This is a genomic window from Kordia sp. (assembly GCF_965283645.1).
Classification (GTDB): Bacteria; Bacteroidota; Bacteroidia; order Flavobacteriales; family Flavobacteriaceae; genus Kordia.
Window position 1 is genome coordinate 4,132,742 of record NZ_CBDIPG010000001.1, and the last position, 17,864, is coordinate 4,150,605.

Annotated in this window: 20 protein-coding genes; 19 read left to right on the forward strand and 1 reads right to left on the reverse strand. The window is 35.2% G+C overall.

The genetic code is table 11. The features are described from left to right. Positions 1-100: 100 nt before the first annotated feature. The 6 genes from alaS (at position 101) to ACQ654_RS18420 (ending at position 5,510) form a co-directional block, all read left to right on the forward strand. Positions 101-2,713 carry an alanine--tRNA ligase gene (gene alaS, locus ACQ654_RS18395; protein ID WP_430411808.1) on the forward strand — a complete coding sequence of 871 codons (2,613 nt, stop codon included), beginning with the start codon at positions 101-103 and terminating at the stop codon, positions 2,711-2,713. Positions 2,714-2,830: 117 nt separating this feature from the next. Next, positions 2,831-3,223, forward strand: coding sequence for a hypothetical protein (locus ACQ654_RS18400; protein WP_430411809.1), 393 nt, complete (start codon positions 2,831-2,833; stop codon positions 3,221-3,223). A 4-nt stretch (positions 3,224-3,227) separates the two neighbouring features. After that, complete coding sequence (locus tag ACQ654_RS18405; RefSeq protein ID WP_430411810.1) at positions 3,228-4,178, forward strand: GSCFA domain-containing protein; 951 nt, start codon at positions 3,228-3,230, stop codon at positions 4,176-4,178. Between the two features lie 496 nt (positions 4,179-4,674). Beyond that, positions 4,675-4,848 (forward strand): hypothetical protein, encoded by a 174-nt coding sequence (locus ACQ654_RS18410; protein ID WP_430411811.1) that lies wholly within the window; start codon positions 4,675-4,677, stop codon positions 4,846-4,848. A 107-nt stretch (positions 4,849-4,955) separates the two neighbouring features. Continuing rightward, positions 4,956-5,213 carry a hypothetical protein gene (locus tag ACQ654_RS18415; RefSeq protein ID WP_430411812.1) on the forward strand — a complete coding sequence of 86 codons (258 nt, stop codon included), beginning with the start codon at positions 4,956-4,958 and terminating at the stop codon, positions 5,211-5,213. A gap of 159 nt (positions 5,214-5,372) precedes the next feature. Next, positions 5,373-5,510, forward strand: coding sequence for a GldL-related protein (locus ACQ654_RS18420; RefSeq protein WP_430413037.1), 138 nt, complete (start codon positions 5,373-5,375; stop codon positions 5,508-5,510). A gap of 19 nt (positions 5,511-5,529) precedes the next feature. Here ACQ654_RS18420 and ACQ654_RS18425 read toward each other — a convergent pair whose 3' ends face one another. Then, a complete protein-coding gene (locus tag ACQ654_RS18425) occupies positions 5,530-7,269 on the reverse strand; it encodes an aromatic amino acid hydroxylase (protein ID WP_430411813.1) in 1,740 nt (579 codons plus the stop codon). Between the two features lie 106 nt (positions 7,270-7,375). Between ACQ654_RS18425 and ACQ654_RS18430 the strand changes: the two genes are divergently transcribed. The 13 genes from ACQ654_RS18430 to ACQ654_RS18490 all read left to right on the forward strand — a co-directional run bounded on the left by ACQ654_RS18430 (position 7,376) and on the right by ACQ654_RS18490 (position 17,858). Further along, positions 7,376-8,326, forward strand: a complete 951-nt coding sequence (locus ACQ654_RS18430) for a hypothetical protein (RefSeq protein ID WP_430411814.1) — start codon at positions 7,376-7,378, stop codon at positions 8,324-8,326. A gap of 4 nt (positions 8,327-8,330) precedes the next feature. Further along, positions 8,331-8,906, forward strand: coding sequence for a TetR/AcrR family transcriptional regulator (locus ACQ654_RS18435; protein WP_430411815.1), 576 nt, complete (start codon positions 8,331-8,333; stop codon positions 8,904-8,906). A 108-nt stretch (positions 8,907-9,014) separates the two neighbouring features. Continuing rightward, positions 9,015-9,167: a hypothetical protein gene (locus ACQ654_RS18440; RefSeq protein WP_430411816.1), complete on the forward strand. Its 153-nt coding sequence runs from the start codon at positions 9,015-9,017 to the stop codon at positions 9,165-9,167. A gap of 148 nt (positions 9,168-9,315) precedes the next feature. After that, positions 9,316-10,389 (forward strand): 1,2-phenylacetyl-CoA epoxidase subunit PaaE, encoded by a 1,074-nt coding sequence (gene paaE / locus ACQ654_RS18445; protein ID WP_430411817.1) that lies wholly within the window; start codon positions 9,316-9,318, stop codon positions 10,387-10,389. A gap of 339 nt (positions 10,390-10,728) precedes the next feature. Beyond that, a complete protein-coding gene (gene paaA / locus ACQ654_RS18450; RefSeq protein WP_430411818.1) occupies positions 10,729-11,691 on the forward strand; it encodes a 1,2-phenylacetyl-CoA epoxidase subunit PaaA in 963 nt (320 codons plus the stop codon). Positions 11,692-11,816: 125 nt separating this feature from the next. Continuing rightward, entirely contained in the window at positions 11,817-12,101 is a 285-nt protein-coding gene (gene paaB, locus ACQ654_RS18455; protein ID WP_430411819.1) for a 1,2-phenylacetyl-CoA epoxidase subunit PaaB, read from the forward strand. 58 nt (positions 12,102-12,159) lie between these two features. After that, the gene (gene paaC, locus ACQ654_RS18460) at positions 12,160-12,912 is read left to right on the forward strand and encodes a 1,2-phenylacetyl-CoA epoxidase subunit PaaC (RefSeq protein WP_430411820.1); all 753 of its coding nucleotides are present in this window, start codon (positions 12,160-12,162) and stop codon (positions 12,910-12,912) included. Between the two features lie 69 nt (positions 12,913-12,981). Beyond that, positions 12,982-13,482, forward strand: coding sequence for a 1,2-phenylacetyl-CoA epoxidase subunit PaaD (paaD, locus tag ACQ654_RS18465; protein ID WP_430411821.1), 501 nt, complete (start codon positions 12,982-12,984; stop codon positions 13,480-13,482). A gap of 55 nt (positions 13,483-13,537) precedes the next feature. Next, positions 13,538-14,323, forward strand: a complete 786-nt coding sequence (locus tag ACQ654_RS18470) for an enoyl-CoA hydratase-related protein (RefSeq protein ID WP_430411822.1) — start codon at positions 13,538-13,540, stop codon at positions 14,321-14,323. A gap of 91 nt (positions 14,324-14,414) precedes the next feature. After that, complete coding sequence (locus ACQ654_RS18475) at positions 14,415-15,599, forward strand: 3-hydroxyacyl-CoA dehydrogenase NAD-binding domain-containing protein (protein ID WP_430411823.1); 1,185 nt, start codon at positions 14,415-14,417, stop codon at positions 15,597-15,599. A 9-nt stretch (positions 15,600-15,608) separates the two neighbouring features. Further along, on the forward strand, positions 15,609-15,986 hold the full coding sequence (locus ACQ654_RS18480; RefSeq protein WP_430411824.1) for a four helix bundle protein: 378 nt from the start codon (positions 15,609-15,611) through the stop codon (positions 15,984-15,986). A gap of 6 nt (positions 15,987-15,992) precedes the next feature. Continuing rightward, the gene (locus ACQ654_RS18485; protein ID WP_430411825.1) at positions 15,993-16,421 is read left to right on the forward strand and encodes a PaaI family thioesterase; all 429 of its coding nucleotides are present in this window, start codon (positions 15,993-15,995) and stop codon (positions 16,419-16,421) included. 225 nt (positions 16,422-16,646) lie between these two features. Further along, positions 16,647-17,858: a 3-oxoadipyl-CoA thiolase gene (locus tag ACQ654_RS18490; RefSeq protein ID WP_430411826.1), complete on the forward strand. Its 1,212-nt coding sequence runs from the start codon at positions 16,647-16,649 to the stop codon at positions 17,856-17,858. The last annotated feature ends 6 nt before the right edge of the window (positions 17,859-17,864 follow it).

Here is a 17,864-nt window from a genome sequence, read left to right on the forward strand (position 1 = left end):
CGTATAACACATGAAACGAACATGTTAAAAATGCTATTGTTTAAAGGAATGATGAATAGCAAGCAACATATAATCGTAAAAAAATAATACATATAAAGACATGAAATCTCAGGATATTAGAGCTAAGTTTTTGGATTTTTATAAGTCTAAAACACATCAAATTGTGCCTTCTGCGCCAATGGTTATGAAAAATGATCCAACTTTGATGTTTATCAACTCTGGAATGGCACCTTTTAAAGAATATTTCTTAGGAAACGGAACGCCAAAAAGCAATCGTATTGCTGATACGCAAAAATGTTTGCGTGTAAGTGGAAAACATAACGACTTGGAAGAAGTTGGGTATGACACGTATCATCATACGATGTTTGAAATGCTTGGAAACTGGAGTTTTGGCGACTATTTTAAAAAAGAAGCCATTACGTGGGCTTGGGAATTATTAACGGAAGTGTACGGAATAGACAAAGATATTTTATACGTTACCGTTTTTGAAGGAAGTGATGAAGATGGTTTAAAACTAGATCAAGAAGCATACGATTTATGGAAAGAAATTGTTCCAGAAGATCGCATCTTGATGGGAAATAAAAAAGATAATTTCTGGGAAATGGGAAGTCAAGGACCTTGTGGACCTTGCTCTGAAATTCATGTAGATATTCGTTCGGACGAAGAAAAAGCAAAAATTCCTGGTGCCGATTTGGTCAATATGGATCATCCACACGTGGTGGAAATTTGGAACTTAGTATTCATGCAATACAACAGAAAAGCAGATAAATCTTTAGAGAAATTGTCTGCAAATCATGTTGATACAGGAATGGGATTTGAGCGTTTGTGTATGGTGTTACAAAATGTAAAATCGAACTATGATACAGATGTTTTTACACCAATTATTCGTGAAATTGAAGCAATTACGAATGCGAAATATGGAAAAGATGAAAAAGCAGATATTGCCATTCGTGTCATTGCAGATCATGTGCGTGCGGTATCATTCTCTATTGCTGACGGACAGTTGCCAAGTAACAATACTGCTGGGTATGTAATTCGTCGAATTTTGCGTAGAGCCATTCGTTACGGATTTACATTTTTAAACAAAAAAGAACCATTTATTTACCGTTTGGTAGATGTATTGAATGAAAAAATGGGGAAAGCATTTCCTGAATTGAAAGAGCAAAAACAATTGATTCAAAACGTAATCAAAGAAGAAGAAAATTCATTCTTACGTACGCTAGATCAAGGATTAGTATTGCTCGATCGTGTTATTGAAGATGCTACTGGCAAAGAAGTTTCTGGCGCTAAAGTATTCGAATTAAAAGATACTTATGGTTTTCCAGAAGATTTAACAGAGTTAATTCTGCGTGAGCGCGATTTATCATACAACAAAAAAGAATTCGAAAAATTACTTGAAGATCAAAAAGGAAAAGGTCGTGAAGCTACGGCAATTCAAGCAGATGATTGGGTCGTTTTATTAGAAGATGAAGACGAAGAATTTGTTGGGTACGATACGCTTGAAACAGATGTAAAATTAACGCGTTATCGAAAAATTGAAACTAAAAAAGAAGGTATTCAATATCAACTAGTATTTAATATTACACCATTTTATCCAGAAGGTGGAGGACAAGTTGGCGACAAAGGATATTTGGAAGTTCCAAATGGTGATGTTGTCTATATTTTAGATACCAAAAAAGAAAACAATTTAATCATTCACATTGCTAAAAATTTACCAAAACATGTACACGAAACGTTGCGCGCGGTGGTAGACAAAAAGCAACGTGAACGCACGGCGGCAAATCATACAGCAACACATTTATTACACCAAGCATTGCGTGAAATATTAGGAACGCATGTAGAACAAAAAGGTTCGGCGGTACATTCAAAATATTTGCGTTTCGATTTTTCGCATTTTTCAAAACTAACTACTGAAGAATTACGAGATATAGAAAACTTTGTAAATGCCAGAATAGAAGGAAAGCTTCCGCTAGAAGAAAAACGAAACAGACCTGTTGCTGCAGCAATGGCAGATGGCGCAATGGCGTTATTTGGTGAAAAATACGGAGATACGGTTCGTTCAATTCGTTTTGGAAAATCTATTGAATTATGTGGAGGAACGCACGTTGAAAATACAGGCGACATTTGGCATTTCAAAATAAAATCGGAAGGTGCTGTTGCGGCAGGAATTAGAAGAATAGAAGCAATTACATCTGATGCGACAAAAGAATTCTATTTTGAAAATAACAGAGCGTATTACGAAATCAAAGACGTTTTAAACAATCCGAAAGATGCCGTAAAAGCCGTAAACGATTTAAAAGATGACAATGCTAAATTGCGCAAGCAAATAGAAATTTTATTAAAAGACAAAGCGAAAAATCTAAAAGGAGATTTAAAAAGTCAATTGGAAGAAATTAATGGTGTAAACTTTTTAGCAACCAAAATTGATTTAGATCAAAACGGAATCAAAAACTTAGCATTTGAACTTGGAGGTGAAGTAAATAACCTATTTTTATTCTTTGCTACCGCGAATGAAAACAAAGTAATGTTAACTTGCTACATTTCGAAAGAATTAGTAGCAGAACGCGGATATGATGCAGGAAAAGTAGTTCGAGAACTAGGAAAACTAATTCACGGCGGCGGTGGCGGACAACCATTTTTTGCAACTGCTGGTGGTAAAAACCCTGGCGGAATTCCGAAAGCAATTGAGCGCGTAAAGGAATATGTAAAATAACATATAACAAGTTATAAATAGCTTTTTAAAATGAGCCATAATACCATAGTTGATAGTAACTAAAAGGAGTATTGGTGAGTTTTTATCAAACAAAATTAATTCAATAAAAACAAACAAATGAAAAACGTTTATTTTATCATTTTAGTGTTTCTTTTTTCCATACCAGCTTTAGCACAAGAAACGGAAAAGGAAGACACACCAAAAGAAGTTTCTGTATTATGCACAATGCCTGGAAAAGACAAAGCACAATGGATAGCACTTAAAGTACCAACACCTGGAGAAGTTGCTGACTTTCAAGATAAACTGATCTATCTTGAGTTATTAGAAAAAACAGATGTAACCGAAAGAGGTGTTTTTAATAGAGCTACAAGTGATGCCATCTTAAAAATGGAAAGTGCTAGAGGTGTAAAATACAATACAAAAGAATTGACAGGAATTACACAAGGAATGAAAAATCGACTTATTGTAGCTTATTACACTGCTAAAAGAGCAAGAGAAGGAAAGCAATAAATCTATGATATTGCAAACCAACATTTCGTTCAAAAAAGAACCGTATAACCCAATAACATACGATGCAAACGTATGTTTATTGGGTTCTTGCTTTTCTGAACATATGGGCAAAAAGTTGTCTTATTACAAATTTAATACGTTTCAAAATCCAGTTGGAATTCTATTTCATCCAAAAGCGATTGAAAACTTAATTCTGAAAGCCATCAATCAAGATGAATTTACAGAAGACGATATTTTTTACGCAAACGAACGTTGGCATTGTTTTGAAGCACATTCCGCGTTGAGTACTATTGATAAAGATGTTTTGCTGTCAAATTTAAACACGGCTCTAAAAGAAACATTTAAAACACTACATGAAGCATCTCACATCATCATCACTTTAGGAACGGCTTGGACGTACAGATATATTGAAACGGATACGATTGTTGCCAATTGTCATAAAATACCACAAAAGAAGTTTTTAAAAGAATTACTTTCGGTAGACGACATCACAGCAAGTGTTGAAAACTGTGTTGCATTGTTAAAGAGCATCAACCCGAAAATCACTACAATTTTTACCGTTTCGCCTGTGCGACATTTAAAAGATGGTTTTATAGAAAATCAACGAAGTAAAGCACACTTATTAGCAGGAATTCATCAAGTTGTAACTGCCAGACATCAAATTCATTACTTTCCTTCCTATGAAATTATGATGGACGAATTGCGCGATTATCGTTTCTATACAGAAGATATGATACATCCAAATGTATTAGCGATTCAGTACATCTGGGAAAAATTTTCACATGCTTGGATTTCTCACGAAAGTGAAACAACCATGAAAACAATTGAAAATATTCAAAAAGGATTGGCGCACAAACCATTCAATCCAAACGCACAACAACATCAAGATTTTTTAGCAAAACTTCAGGTTAAAATAACGCAGTTGCAAGTGCGATTTCCTAAAATTATATTTTAAAAAACACAAACAAATTTAATATAATGTATTGAAAGTAAGGTGTTACCGTAGCTATTTTTTAGTTATGTCTTGTATATTGAGATATAGTTTAATTAAAAATAAAGTTATGAAAAGAAGAAAGGTGAAAAGTCTACAACTACGAAAAAAGTCGATTTCCAACTTGAAAACAGCTCGGGTAATTGGTGCAAATAGAACCACTACGGAAGATTCAAGAATTATCTGTCGTGATTCTTTGTTCCCGACAACATGTAATGAAACGTACAGTGAATATTTTTGTTAATCACCTACGTACATGTGCTAAAACGAGCTTAGGTTCGTTTTTTTTATACCTTATTTTAAGGTGTACTACAGGTTTGTGTCCCGAAATTTTTTCTACAAAAATCATAGAAATAAACTTATAATTTTTATCTGATATTTTATAAAGCGTCACTACACTCTCTTTTTTTATCGTTTCTATTAGAGTTAATTGCGATTGATTAACCTTTAAAACAGAATCATGAAAAAACAAAATTTCGAAAAATTAGAATTAAAAAAGACTGTCATCTATCAGCTCATAGGAGGCGTCACAGACCCGAATGATGATCCAATTTATGATCAAAAAGTAGGTGTTGACTATGTGACTTGTAGGTCACCTTGTCAAGGAGGAACAGGTAGCTGTCGTGTTCCTTAGTATAACTATTTCTAAAAGTGAATGTTAGTTCATTTTTCTTATTTAAAATAATGGGTAATTAACTCTTGATTTTACCCTATAGTATATATCCTAAAAATATATTTAATATGAAAAAACAATATTTAAAAAATTTAGCATTAAACAAGAAATCAATTTCTAAGCTTACTGCATTAGATAGCGTAGTAGGTGGAAATCCAAACGATGATTACTATCAGAACACTATATTAATTTGCTACAAAACAAAACCTTTTCAGGGAGGAAACCTTTGTTATAAAACGATGAATGAATGTTGGCATACAGAAGTTCAAGGATGTGGTGTTCCAAACACATATCAAGTAGATCCGGATACGGTTGCTCTTTGTTAATCGTTAGCATAAAATACATTTAGTAAAAACGAACTTCGGTTCAGTCATGGTCGAAAGAAATTCCGACTATGACTGACTTCGGTTCGTTTTTTTGTGTAAAAACTGTTATATATTTAGTGTATGAAAATAAAATTTACAAGAGTTCTATATTATCTAGGAATGTTTGCATTAATTATTGGATATTTCTTCAGGATCCAGCATTGGCCGTATGGCACAGAAATCATATATAGCGGACTTGGAATCGTGATCTTCTCAGGAATTATCTCAGCAATTCAATATCAAAAACAAAACAAATAGAAACATAGTTTTATCACACTTATCCAATCAATGCAATACCATCCGCAATCAATTCTGCGATTTCAGGACGCACTTCTTGTAAATGTTGTAAACGAGTTTGAATGTTTTTGTGTAGATCTTCGCTATTTTTTGTCAATTCGTACAATTCAATCAACAATAACCAATCTTTTGAATGATTCTTGGTAAGCTTTTCAAAAACGACGTTCAATGAAATAGCTGTATCTTTTCCTGTTCTAAAATCGCGAACTTTCGCATACAAAACTTCCAAATCTTGATTTTCTTTAGAAATAGCAATTTTAACAGTTTGCGTGTTCGAAATAAAATGAGTTGTATCAAACGATCGGTAATCAGCCGCGCCAGCATATGCAGAAACAATCTTTTTACCCAACGCTAAATCAAACGTTCCGTATTCAGGTTTAAACAATACTTCATCTTTATATGTAACAGTGCAATCGGTAAATTGAATTAAAATCAATTTTCCGTTAATATTTCGAATTCCGGTAACATTTAAACCTTCTACTTTAATGCCACTTTCATATTCAAAAGCAATGCGTTCGCCATCGTAAAAATTATACGCTTTCAAATCTCGTGGACTCATATCTTCAATCGCCAAATTAATTCCTTTCAATTTTCCTAAAGGAGAACTAAAACCATGCGGATGTGTCAACACGCCATGCCCAATTAATTCCTTCTCACGATTTGACAAAGCTGTTGGTCCTTCTGTTCTAAAAAACACAACTTCATTATCTTCATTCGTAATCATTTCTGTGAAAACTCCTGAAACTTGCAGCCCTGTACTCAATTCAATTGTTCCAATCTTTTTAGATTCAATCAACTTTCGCAAACCTCTAAAACCACCTTTTCGCAATGCCATGGTGGTTGTAAATTCTTCCAAAACCTGCATCAAATATGAAAAATCAGGTGTAACATACAATTGTGGTTGTGGTTTGGTAATATCAAACTCTTGATAAGCGGCATCAACGGAATACGGAATTTTTTTTACTTCAATTGTCATGCACCATTTGCTTTCACCAATAGAAGAAAGCAACCCTGCGCCATAAATTTTTGGGTCATTTACATCACCAATCAAACCATATTCAACTGTCCACCAATGTAGATTTCGAACCATTGCCATTTCGGACAATTCTACTTTCTTAGCTTGCAATTCGTTTACACGTGCTTCAGCGGTTTCAATTTCAATTTCTGTACTTCCTGGTGCTTCCTTCACGATAGAAAGTTTCCGAACAGCTTCATACATATCATTATCATGCGCAGACAAAATTGCTTTGGCGCCAATTTCTCCAAAACGACGTAAATACTCAGCATAATCAGGATTTGCAATAATAGGAGCATGCCCAGCCGCTTCATGTATAATATCAGGAGCTGGTGTATATGAAATATGTTCCAACTGACGAATATCACTTGCAATAACCAATACTTTATATGCTTGAAACTCCATAAATGCATTAGGCGGAATAAATCCGTCAACAGCAACTGCCGCCCAACCGATTTCTTTCAAAATACGATTCATACCATACATACTTGGAATTTCATCGATAGAAATCCCCGTTTTCTGTAAACCATCCAAATATGAATCATGTGCAACTGTACTTAAATATGAAACACTCTTTCGCATTACATAACGCCAAACTGCTTGATTTATAGCGGTATAATCGTTATAATTCTGTGGTTTAATGTATTGTTGCAAATGTGGTGGAAGTCTATCCAACAAAGGATTTGTTTCAATATGCTGATTCATGGAGTAATTTTTCACAAAGCTATTAAAATAACTCATAATAATTGCGCTTAAAATTGTGATGTATAAACAGGTAAAATCAAATCTCTTATCTTAGCAAAAAAGTACTATGCGATTTCCCATATTCTCAACTTTCATTTCGCTTTTTCGTGGTGCTAAACCGTTGTTGTCAAAAAATGTGATGCCTTTTTTAAAAAATGATTCCTTTAATCATTTTAAAATAAATAGCTTTCTTGATAAAATTTACATCTACGATTATTATTTTGAGATTGATCACGAGCCAGAAAATTTCCTGTTATATAATGATCGTTTCAATGAAAAAGTAAAAACTATCAAGACGCTTGTTTACAAACTATCTGAGCATACTTCCGAAAAGAAAATCATTGGCAAAAGAACGGATGAGTACAATGAAGAAAAATTATTAATAAAAAGAAAAGATGCGGCTACTAATAGTCAAAAAGAGTATTGCTACACCTACAATCAAAAAAAGCAATTGACAGAAGTATATGAAAAAAAAGTATTTGATAACAATGATGAGGTTAAAGAAAAATTCATTGAAATTAAGTATAAAAAAAGTGTAATAAAAATGTATGAGAAATTTGAAAAAGAACATCTTTTTAAGCGATTAATGACGTATTACATTAAAAATGGATTAGTTGTGAGATCAGAAGATAATTTACAAATGTTCAATGCTTACAATACCACAAACAGTATAGTTTATAAAAAAAATGGTTATAAAATAAAAAACTCAATTGCTAGATCAGTATATTTTAGAACGCTAAAACATGATGCATCGGAAAGGGAAATAGAAGTACGATACGAAAAAGATGAACTTGAATATACGAGAATTTTATACAAATACAACGCAAACAATGATATTACAGGAGTAAAAGTACTTTCGTTGGAAGAAGATGGAATATACTTTAAAGAACCTAAATTGGCATTCGAATATGTCATAAATTACGAATATGATGCATATGGAAACTGGATATCTATGCGTTATGATAGACTAAATGAAGACAGAAAATTCTTATTCCTAAGAACTATAAGTTATTACTAGAAATATGACACAAAAAACTGAAACTCGAAAAGAAGAAATTGTACGTATTGCTGAAATGCTTTTCAAAAAAAAAGGATACAGCGCGGTAACCATGCGCGACATTGCACAAGCAATGGGAATTAAAGCGGCAAGCTTATACAACCATATCCAATCCAAACAACAAATACTATCTGAAATCATCATTGCTATTGGTGAAGAATTTACACAAGGAATGGCAAAAATTGTTACAGCCGAACTCTCAAGTATTCAAAAACTAGAACAAATCATAGGCTTGCATGTTCACATCACCATGAAAAATCCTTCCAGAATGGCAACTATGAACAACGATTGGATGCATCTTGAAGAAAAGATTGAATACTACCTAACATTACGAAGAAACTACGAAGAAAGCTTCCGTCAAATCTTAAAAATAGGAATCACAAAAGGTGAACTAAAAGAAGTGAATCCTGAAATCATACTATTCTCTATCATATCTACATTACGCTCTCTATATCTATGGATTCCAAAAAAGGAAGATATTGACAAACAAAATTTAATATCGTCATTAAGTAACGTATTGCTAAAAGGTGTAACGCTATGAAATACTGAAATTTATAAAAACACACACGAGTAAATTGCATTAAGAATACTGAGATTTTATGCAATATAATTCGTAAGTTTGTAGTACAAATCTTAAAAACCTACAACAATGAGAAAAGAATCAATGAGCAAAATTAGATTTAAAAAGAGAAAAATCTCAAATCTTAACCAAATTAAAGCTGGCGGACCACCACCGCCACCAGGAAGCAATTCTTGTGTACAAGAAATAACATGTGTAAGCTGTGAAGAGGCAAACATGTAATTGAATAAAAAGTCCTTATCGAATACTAAAAAGAGCGCAAATTGCGCTCTTTTTTACATATAAGCATTTGATTCATAATATTTAACATAACTTTAGTTGCAAGTCAAACTAACAATCGTTAGTTTTGTGTAAACAACTAAAAAAGTACATGGCAAAGTTTCATGAAATCGAAGTAGCTGAAGTATATAAAGAAACTTCAGACTGTACAGTAATCGCATTCAATATTCCTGAAAATATTCAGGAAGAATTCAAATATACACAAGGACAATACCTTACAGTTCGTAAAATGATCAACGACGAAGACATTCGCAGGTCATATTCACTCTGTTCAAGTCCTGTAGACAATCAATGGAAAGTTGCCGTAAAGCAAATTCCAGGCGGTATATTCTCAACCTATGCAAACACAGAATTAAAAGCAGGTGACAAGCTTGATTTAATGACGCCAGCAGGGCATTTCTATGTGGAAGTTGATCCAAGTGGAAAGAAAAACTACATTGCGTTTGCCGCAGGAAGCGGAATTACGCCAATGCTTTCCATCATAAAAACACACTTAGAACTTGAGCCACAAAGCACATTCAAGCTATTCTATTTGAATCGCACCGTAAAATCTATTATCTTTAAAGAAGAAATAGAACAACTGAAAAACAAATACTTACAGCGTTTCAATATCTTTTATTTTCTAACGAAAGAACAACGTGACATCGAATTTTTAAATGGACGATTCACACCAGAAAAAATTCAAACACTCACAAAAACGTTCATCGATATTACTGATACTGCCGATTGCTTTATTTGCGGACCAGAAGACATGATTTTTCTAATCAGAGACGAATTGGAAGCCGCAGGATTGCCAAAAGAAAACATTCACTACGAATTATTCTTCTCAGGCGACAATAAAGCATCAAACGCACACATCGCAGAAATATTAGAGCAAAAAGTAGACGGAACAGATGTAACAATTGTTGATGGTGGAAAAGAATTTCATTTCATCATGGAAGATGAATATGATAACATCTTAGACGGTGCATTAGCCGCAGGAGCCGACTTACCATTTGCCTGTAAAGGTGGCGTGTGTAGCACCTGCAAATGTAGAGTTGTAGAAGGTTCTGTAGAAATGAAAATCAACTACGCATTAGTAGAGTCAGAACTCGCGAGCGGATTGGTACTATCATGCCAAGCCGTTCCAACTACAGAAAAAGTTATTGTAGACTTTGATGTGTAGACAACTAATTTGGGCGTTACCCTTTGGGGGCAGGCTTTCGGTAGTCGCTTTTTGAAAACTGTCATTCCTGCGTAGGCAGGAATCCATTTCTCAAAAGAGCTCCAACAAAACCTCAATCCTTAACGTTGAAGTTCCTGACAAATCGGGAATCTCACGAAAGTGGAAACCAAAAAAAGTAGTAAAAGTGTCACATCAAGCGCAGTCGAGATGCCTTGTCAAAACAAGATGACTCAAATGCTTAAAAGTGATTAAGAAAAAAAGAAAAAGAAAAGAAAAGTAAAGTCTAAGTGAAAACTTCAAAAATTTACACCTAGCATCTTTAATTTAAAATTTAGAACTATGAGTGAAGCACAATTAAAGAATTTGGAAGAAATATTTGAGCAACGCATTGCAAATGACGAAAAGATTGAGCCAAAAGATTGGATGCCTGAAAAATACAGGAAAACTCACATCAGACAAATATCGCAACATGCGCATTCTGAAATTGTAGGAATGTTGCCAGAAGGAAACTGGATTACCAGAGCACCTTCATTACGTAGAAAAGTAGCCTTATTGGCAAAAGTACAAGATGAAGCTGGTCACGGATTATACTTATACAGCGCATGTGAAACCTTAGGAATCTCTCGCAACGAACTATACGACCAACTACACTCTGGAAAAGCAAAATACTCAAGTATTTTTAACTATCCAACGGTAACTTGGGCAGATATGGGTGCAATTGGTTGGTTGGTAGATGGTGCGGCAATCATCAATCAAGTACCATTATGCAACACTTCATACGGACCATATGCACGCGCAATGATTCGTGTATGTAAAGAAGAAAGCTTTCACCAACGTCAAGGATATGAAATCATGCTAAGTTTATGTAACGGAACGCCAGAACAAAAAGAAATGGCGCAAGATGCATTAAACCGCTGGTGGTGGCCATCACTAATGATGCTTGGGCCAACGGATGCAGAATCTGTGCATACAGAACAATCAATGAAATGGAAACTAAAACGTAAAACAAACGACGAATTACGCCAACAATTCATTGATCAGACGGTTCCACAAGCCGATATCTTAGGAATCACAGTTCCAGATCCAGACTTAAAATGGAATGAAGAAACTGGTCATTACGACTTCGGAGAAATCGATTGGGATGAATTTTGGCAAGTTGTAAAAGGACACGGACCTTGTAACAAAGAACGTATGAACGCACGTGTTGGCGCTTGGGAAGAAGGCGCTTGGGTGCGTGATGCGGCTATGAGTTACGCAGAAAAACAACAAAACAAAAAAGAAAATGCAGCGAAAGCTGTGTAGCTCTATTTATTGTTCCTGCGAAGACAGGAACCTAGGTGTATTTTAAATTTTTACTCAGATAGGAATCTAAAATACAAATAGTACAATACTAACTAAAAAGATACCCACTTTAGTGGGCAATAAATATGGAAAAAAAATGGCCCCTTTGGGAAATATTCGTCAGAAGTAAAAACGGATTAGAACACAGACACTTTGGAAGTCTTCATGCGGCAGATGCAGACATGGCGTTGGAAAATGCAAGAGACGTGTACACACGCAGAAGCGAAGGTGTAAGTATTTGGGTTGTAGAATCTAAAAACATTACAGCTTCAAATCCTGAAAACAACGGAGAATTGTTTGAACCGGCACACGATAAAATATATCGTCACCCAACGTTCTATACATTACCTGACGAAATAAAGCATATGTGATGCGAAGTGTACTTTGAAGTTTAACAACAAAATATTCCCGTTTTCACGGGAAATAAATATGAAAACAAATCTATACAACTACATACTAGAGTTGGCCGACAATTGCTTAATAGCTGGTCAACGATTAGGAGAATTATGTGGACACGGACCAAGTCTTGAAACAGACATTGCATGTACAAATATTTCACTAGATTTATTTGGACAAACGCGAAGCTATTTTCAATATGCGGCAGATATTAAAGGAGAAAACGCAACAGAAGATAGTATTGCATTCTTACGAAATGAACGCGAATACAAAAATGTATTGCTAGTAGAACAGCCAAATCGTGATTTTGCATATACAATTGCAAGACAATATTTATTTGATGTATATCATTTATTATTGCTTGAAAAATTGCAATTCAGTCAAGATATCACACTAAGCGCAATTGCGAAGAAATCAATCAAAGAAGTATCATATCACGTGCGTTTTACAGGTGATTGGGTCAAGCGTTTAGGTGACGGAACTGAAATTAGTCATGAAAAAATACAAACTGCTATTGACGGACTTTGGACCTATACCAACGAATTATTTGAAGTTACGGAAGAAGCAAAAACAGTGTCTGAAGAAGGAATTGGCGTAGATGTTTCTACACTAAAAGATGCATACTACGAAAAAGTAACTTCACTATTACAAGAAGCAACAATTCAAATTCCAGAATCGAAATACTTTCAAAAAGGAGGAAAATCAGGAATTCATACAGAACATATGGGATACTTGCTTTCTGATATGCAATACATGCAAAGAGCGTATCCAAATATGAAGTGGTAATATTTTTAAATTATCAAAAATATTACCACTTCATAGTGAACTTGATTCAAGATCTCATCAATATTAATTATGATTGCAACCAATCAACATATAGACAAAGCACTCATTCCAATCTTGGAAAAAGTATCGGATCCAGAAATTCCTGTACTATCCATTATGGATATGGGCGTTGTGCGTTCGGCAACTGTTATTAATGGAGTTGTAGAAGTAAATATTACACCAACATATTCAGGCTGTCCGGCTATGGATGTCATTGGTGATGATATTTCAAAAGCGCTCAAAGAAAATGGGTATGAATCTAAAGTAAAGTTAGTTTTAGTGCCAGCTTGGACAACGGATTGGATAACGGAACGCGGACGAAATGCACTTCGTGAATACGGAATTGCACCACCACTTAATGCTGATGCAGACAAAGAAGCATTATTGGGAGATAAGCGTATTGTAAAATGTACCAATTGCAATTCATCCAATACAAAACTAGTGAGTCAATTTGGTTCCACAGCTTGCAAAGCATTATTCAAATGCGAGGACTGTTTAGAACCGTTTGATTACTTTAAATGCTTGAAATAAATGATAATTCCCGAGCAATCGGGAATCTCTATATAATAATAGTAACAAGAAAAACATGAGTAACCAATCAATTACTACAACTCTTAAAAATAACGTAGCATATATAACGCTCAACCGCCCAGAAGTATTCAACAGTTTCAATCGTGAAATGGCATTGCGATTACAAGATACGCTAGATCAATGTGAGCAAAATGATGAAGTAAGAGCGATTGTACTAACAGGTGAAGGAAAAGCATTCTGTGCAGGACAAGACTTAAAAGAAGTTACACATCCAGAACTCAATCCAGGATTCAAAAAAATACTAGAAGAACATTACAATCCAATTATCAAGCGAATCCGAAATATTGAAAAACCAATTATTGGAGCAGTAAATGGAGTAGCGGCAGGCGCAGGCGCAAACATTGCATTGGCATGTGATATTGTAGTAGCACATGAAAAAGTAAGCTTTATTCAAGCATTTAGTAAAATCGGATTAATTCCAGACAGTGCAGGAACATTCTTTTTACCACGATTAATCGGGTTTCAAAAAGCAACGGCATTAATGATGTTAGGAGACAAAGTTGGTGCTGTAGAAGCAGAAAAACTTGGAATGTTGTATAAAATACTACCACTAGAAACCTTCAAGGAAGATGTAACAGCGCTGGCCGAAAAACTAGCAAAAATGCCAACGAAAGCATTAGGTTTAACGAAGAAAGTATTAAATCAATCACTTTCAAATGATTTAGAATCACAACTTGCGTTAGAATCAAAACACCAAATAGAAGCAAGTGAATCAGAAGATTACCGTGAAGGTGTAGCTTCGTTTGTTGAAAAACGAGTGCCTAATTTTAAAGGAAAATAAGTATCAAACCAGAAAATCTAAAACTTTAAATATTAAATGTAAAAGGTGAATAAATCAGCATTTAACATTTATAATTTAACATTTATAATTTATGATTAAAAACGTTGGAATAATAGGTTCAGGAACTATGGGAAGCGGAATTGCGCAAGTTGCCGCAACTGCTGGATGCATAGTAAAACTATACGACACAAAACAAGTCGCTTTAGACAAAAGTAAAGCCGCTTTAGAAAAAATATTAAATCGATTGGTCGAAAAAGGACGAATTGATACCGCAGAAAAAGAACGCATTCAAGGAAACATAATCTATGTAAATGCGCTCAAAGACTTAGGTGATTCAGACTTAACAATTGAAGCAATCATTGAAAATCTCGATATCAAACAAAAAGTATTTGTTGAGTTAGAAACCTATCTTTCTGATGATGCAATCATTGCTTCAAACACGTCTTCTTTATCAATTGCTTCCATCGCTTCTGCGTTGAAGAATCCAGCACGTTGTATTGGAATTCACTTTTTCAATCCAGCACCTTTAATGAAACTTGTTGAGGTAATTCCTGCGATTCAAACCTCAAAAGAAGTCTTAGACAAAACAATCAAAACTATTGGCGATTGGAAAAAAGTAGTCGCTGTGGCGAAAGATACACCTGGTTTCATCGTAAATCGAGTGGCACGACCTTTCTATGGAGAATCATTGCGAATCTATGAAGAAGGTTTAGCTGATTTTACTACGATTGATAACGCACTAAAAACACTTGGCGGCTTCCGTATGGGACCTTTTGAATTGATGGATTTTATTGGAAACGACGTCAACTACACTGTAACCGAAACCGTATTTACAGCATTCTATTTCGATTCAAGATACAAACCCTCATTCACACAAAAACGATTATCAGAAGCTGGTTACTTAGGTAGAAAAACAGGAAAAGGATACTACGACTATGATGAAAATGGAAAGAAAATTGAAAATTCGAATGTCACTTCGAACGCAGTCGATAAGTCTCTAAGTGAAACAATATTCAATCGCGTATTAGTCATGCTCATCAACGAAGCAGCAGATGCATTATTCCTAAATATTGCTTCCGCAGAAGATATAGATAATGCCATGACAAAAGGTGTAAACTACCCAAAAGGATTATTAGCTTGGGCAGATGAAAAAGGAATTGCCTGGTGTGTTGAAAAACTAGACGAATTATATGACGAATACCATGAAGACAGATATCGTTGTTCACCATTATTACGCAGAATGAAAAAGGATGGTGTGAGGTTTTTTAAAAATTAGGTTTTAGGTATGAGGAAGTCAAAGTATCATTTTAAATTCGAAGATTTAGGAATATATTCAAAAGCAATGGAATTTGGAGAGATCATAAATGATTTAGTAAGGAAATTTCCAAAAGAAGAGCGTTTTGAACTTACCTCACAATTCAAAAGAGCCGCCGATTCTATAGCTTTGAATATCGCTGAAGGTGCGTCAGGAACAGACAAACAATTTTGTAATTATTTAGCCAATGCTTGGCATAGTGCTCACGAATATATTTCATGTAGTTCAAAAGCTCAAATGAGGAATTATATTTCAAGTGAAGAAGATGAAGAAAATAGAAGATTGATAACAGAATTATCAAAAATGATGACGTCATTAAGAAGTAAGATTTTACAAAGAATAAAATGAATTTAAATGGAATCTAAAAGAAAACCTATTACTCCAAACCTCATCCCTAAAAAGATGCTCAGTCTCGATCCATTTAGTACATGGCTCGGAATTGAAATTTTAGAATGTGTAATAGGAAGATGCAAAGTTGGATTGACTGTCAAAAAAGACATGCTCAATAGCATGGGAAAAGCGCATGGCGGCATCAGTTATTCGTTAGCCGATACAGCTTTTGGGTTTGCTGCAAATACACATGGGAAATATGCAGTTTCAATAGAAACATCTATCAATCATATTGAAGCATTAGAAGAAGGAGACTTCATCGTTGCCGAATCTGTCATCGAAAAAGTAAAAAACAAACTCGGTTTCAATATCATCGAAGTCAAACGTGGTGATGAACTCATTGCGCTCTTCAAAGGTGTTGTATACCGAACTCAAAAAGAGTGGGAAGAATAAATAACGAATACTGAACCGCAGAATAAAGAATTCTGAAGTGAAGTCTAAAATATATAACAATACAGAATTTTGAATGCATGTAGAAAATAAAACTTCAACATTCAAAAGAAATAGAATCAAAATATATAATTAAAATAGAGACATAGATATCGAATCAATAAAGTGAATTAGAAGCTCAACTTCATCATTCAATATTTTATATTCGATATGCAATATTCAAAAAACATGGAAGCATACATCATAGACGGAGTTCGAACTCCAATAGGGAAATTCAAAGGAACACTAGCTACACAACGAGTTGACGACTTAGGAGCTTTGGTCATCAAAACAGTTACTGATCGAAACCCAAACATTCCAAAAGACGCCTACGACGATGTCATTATCGGATGCGCCAACCAAGCAGGAGAAGACAACCGAAATGTAGCACGTATGTCGTTGCTACTAGCGGGATTACCATACACAGTTCCTGGTGAAACAGTCAACAGACTATGTAGCTCAGGACTATCGGCAATCATTCACGCAAATCGTGCTATAAAAGCTGGCGACGGCGATCTATTCATTGCTGGTGGCGTGGAAAACATGACGCGCGGGCCTTACGCAATTGCAAAACCATCAAGCGCATTTGGTACAGATGCAAAAATGTATGATACAAGTTTTGGCTGGCGATTTGTCAATCCGAAAATGCATCAAGCCTACGGAACTGACGGAATGGGCGTAACAGCAGAAAATTTAGTAGAAAAATATAATATCTCCAGAGAAGATCAAGATGCATTTGCTTACAGAAGTCAAATGAAAGCAACAAAAGCACAAGAATCTGGACGACTAGCCAAAGAAATCGTCGCTGTAGAAATTCCACAACGTAAAAAAGATCCAATCATCTTCAATCAGGATGAATTCATAAAACCAACCACAACACCAGAAATCTTAGCCAAACTAAGAGCGGCTTTCAAAGCAGAAGGCGGAAGTGTCACAGCAGGAAATGCCTCTGGATTAAACGATGGCGCAGCGGCTACAATCGTAGCTTCCGAAGCGGCTGTCAAAAAATACAATCTAGAACCAATGGCGCGCATTGTAAGTTCGGCAGTTGTGGGCGTTGAGCCACGCATCATGGGAATTGGTCCTGTAAATGCATCCAACAAAGCATTACAAAAAGCAGGATTAACGATGGACGATATGGACATAATTGAACTCAACGAAGCGTTTGCGGTACAAAGTTTAGCCTGCATTCGCGAATGGGGATTGGCGGACGATGATGAACGAATCAACCCAAATGGTGGCGCAATCGCAATCGGTCATCCGCTTGGCGTTACAGGAACGCGCATTGCATATGCTGCGGCGTTGCAATTGCAGGAAACGGGCAAGCGTTACGCGCTCATTACCATGTGTATCGGTGTCGGACAAGGCTATGCGGCAATCATTGAAAATGTGAATATATAATATAAT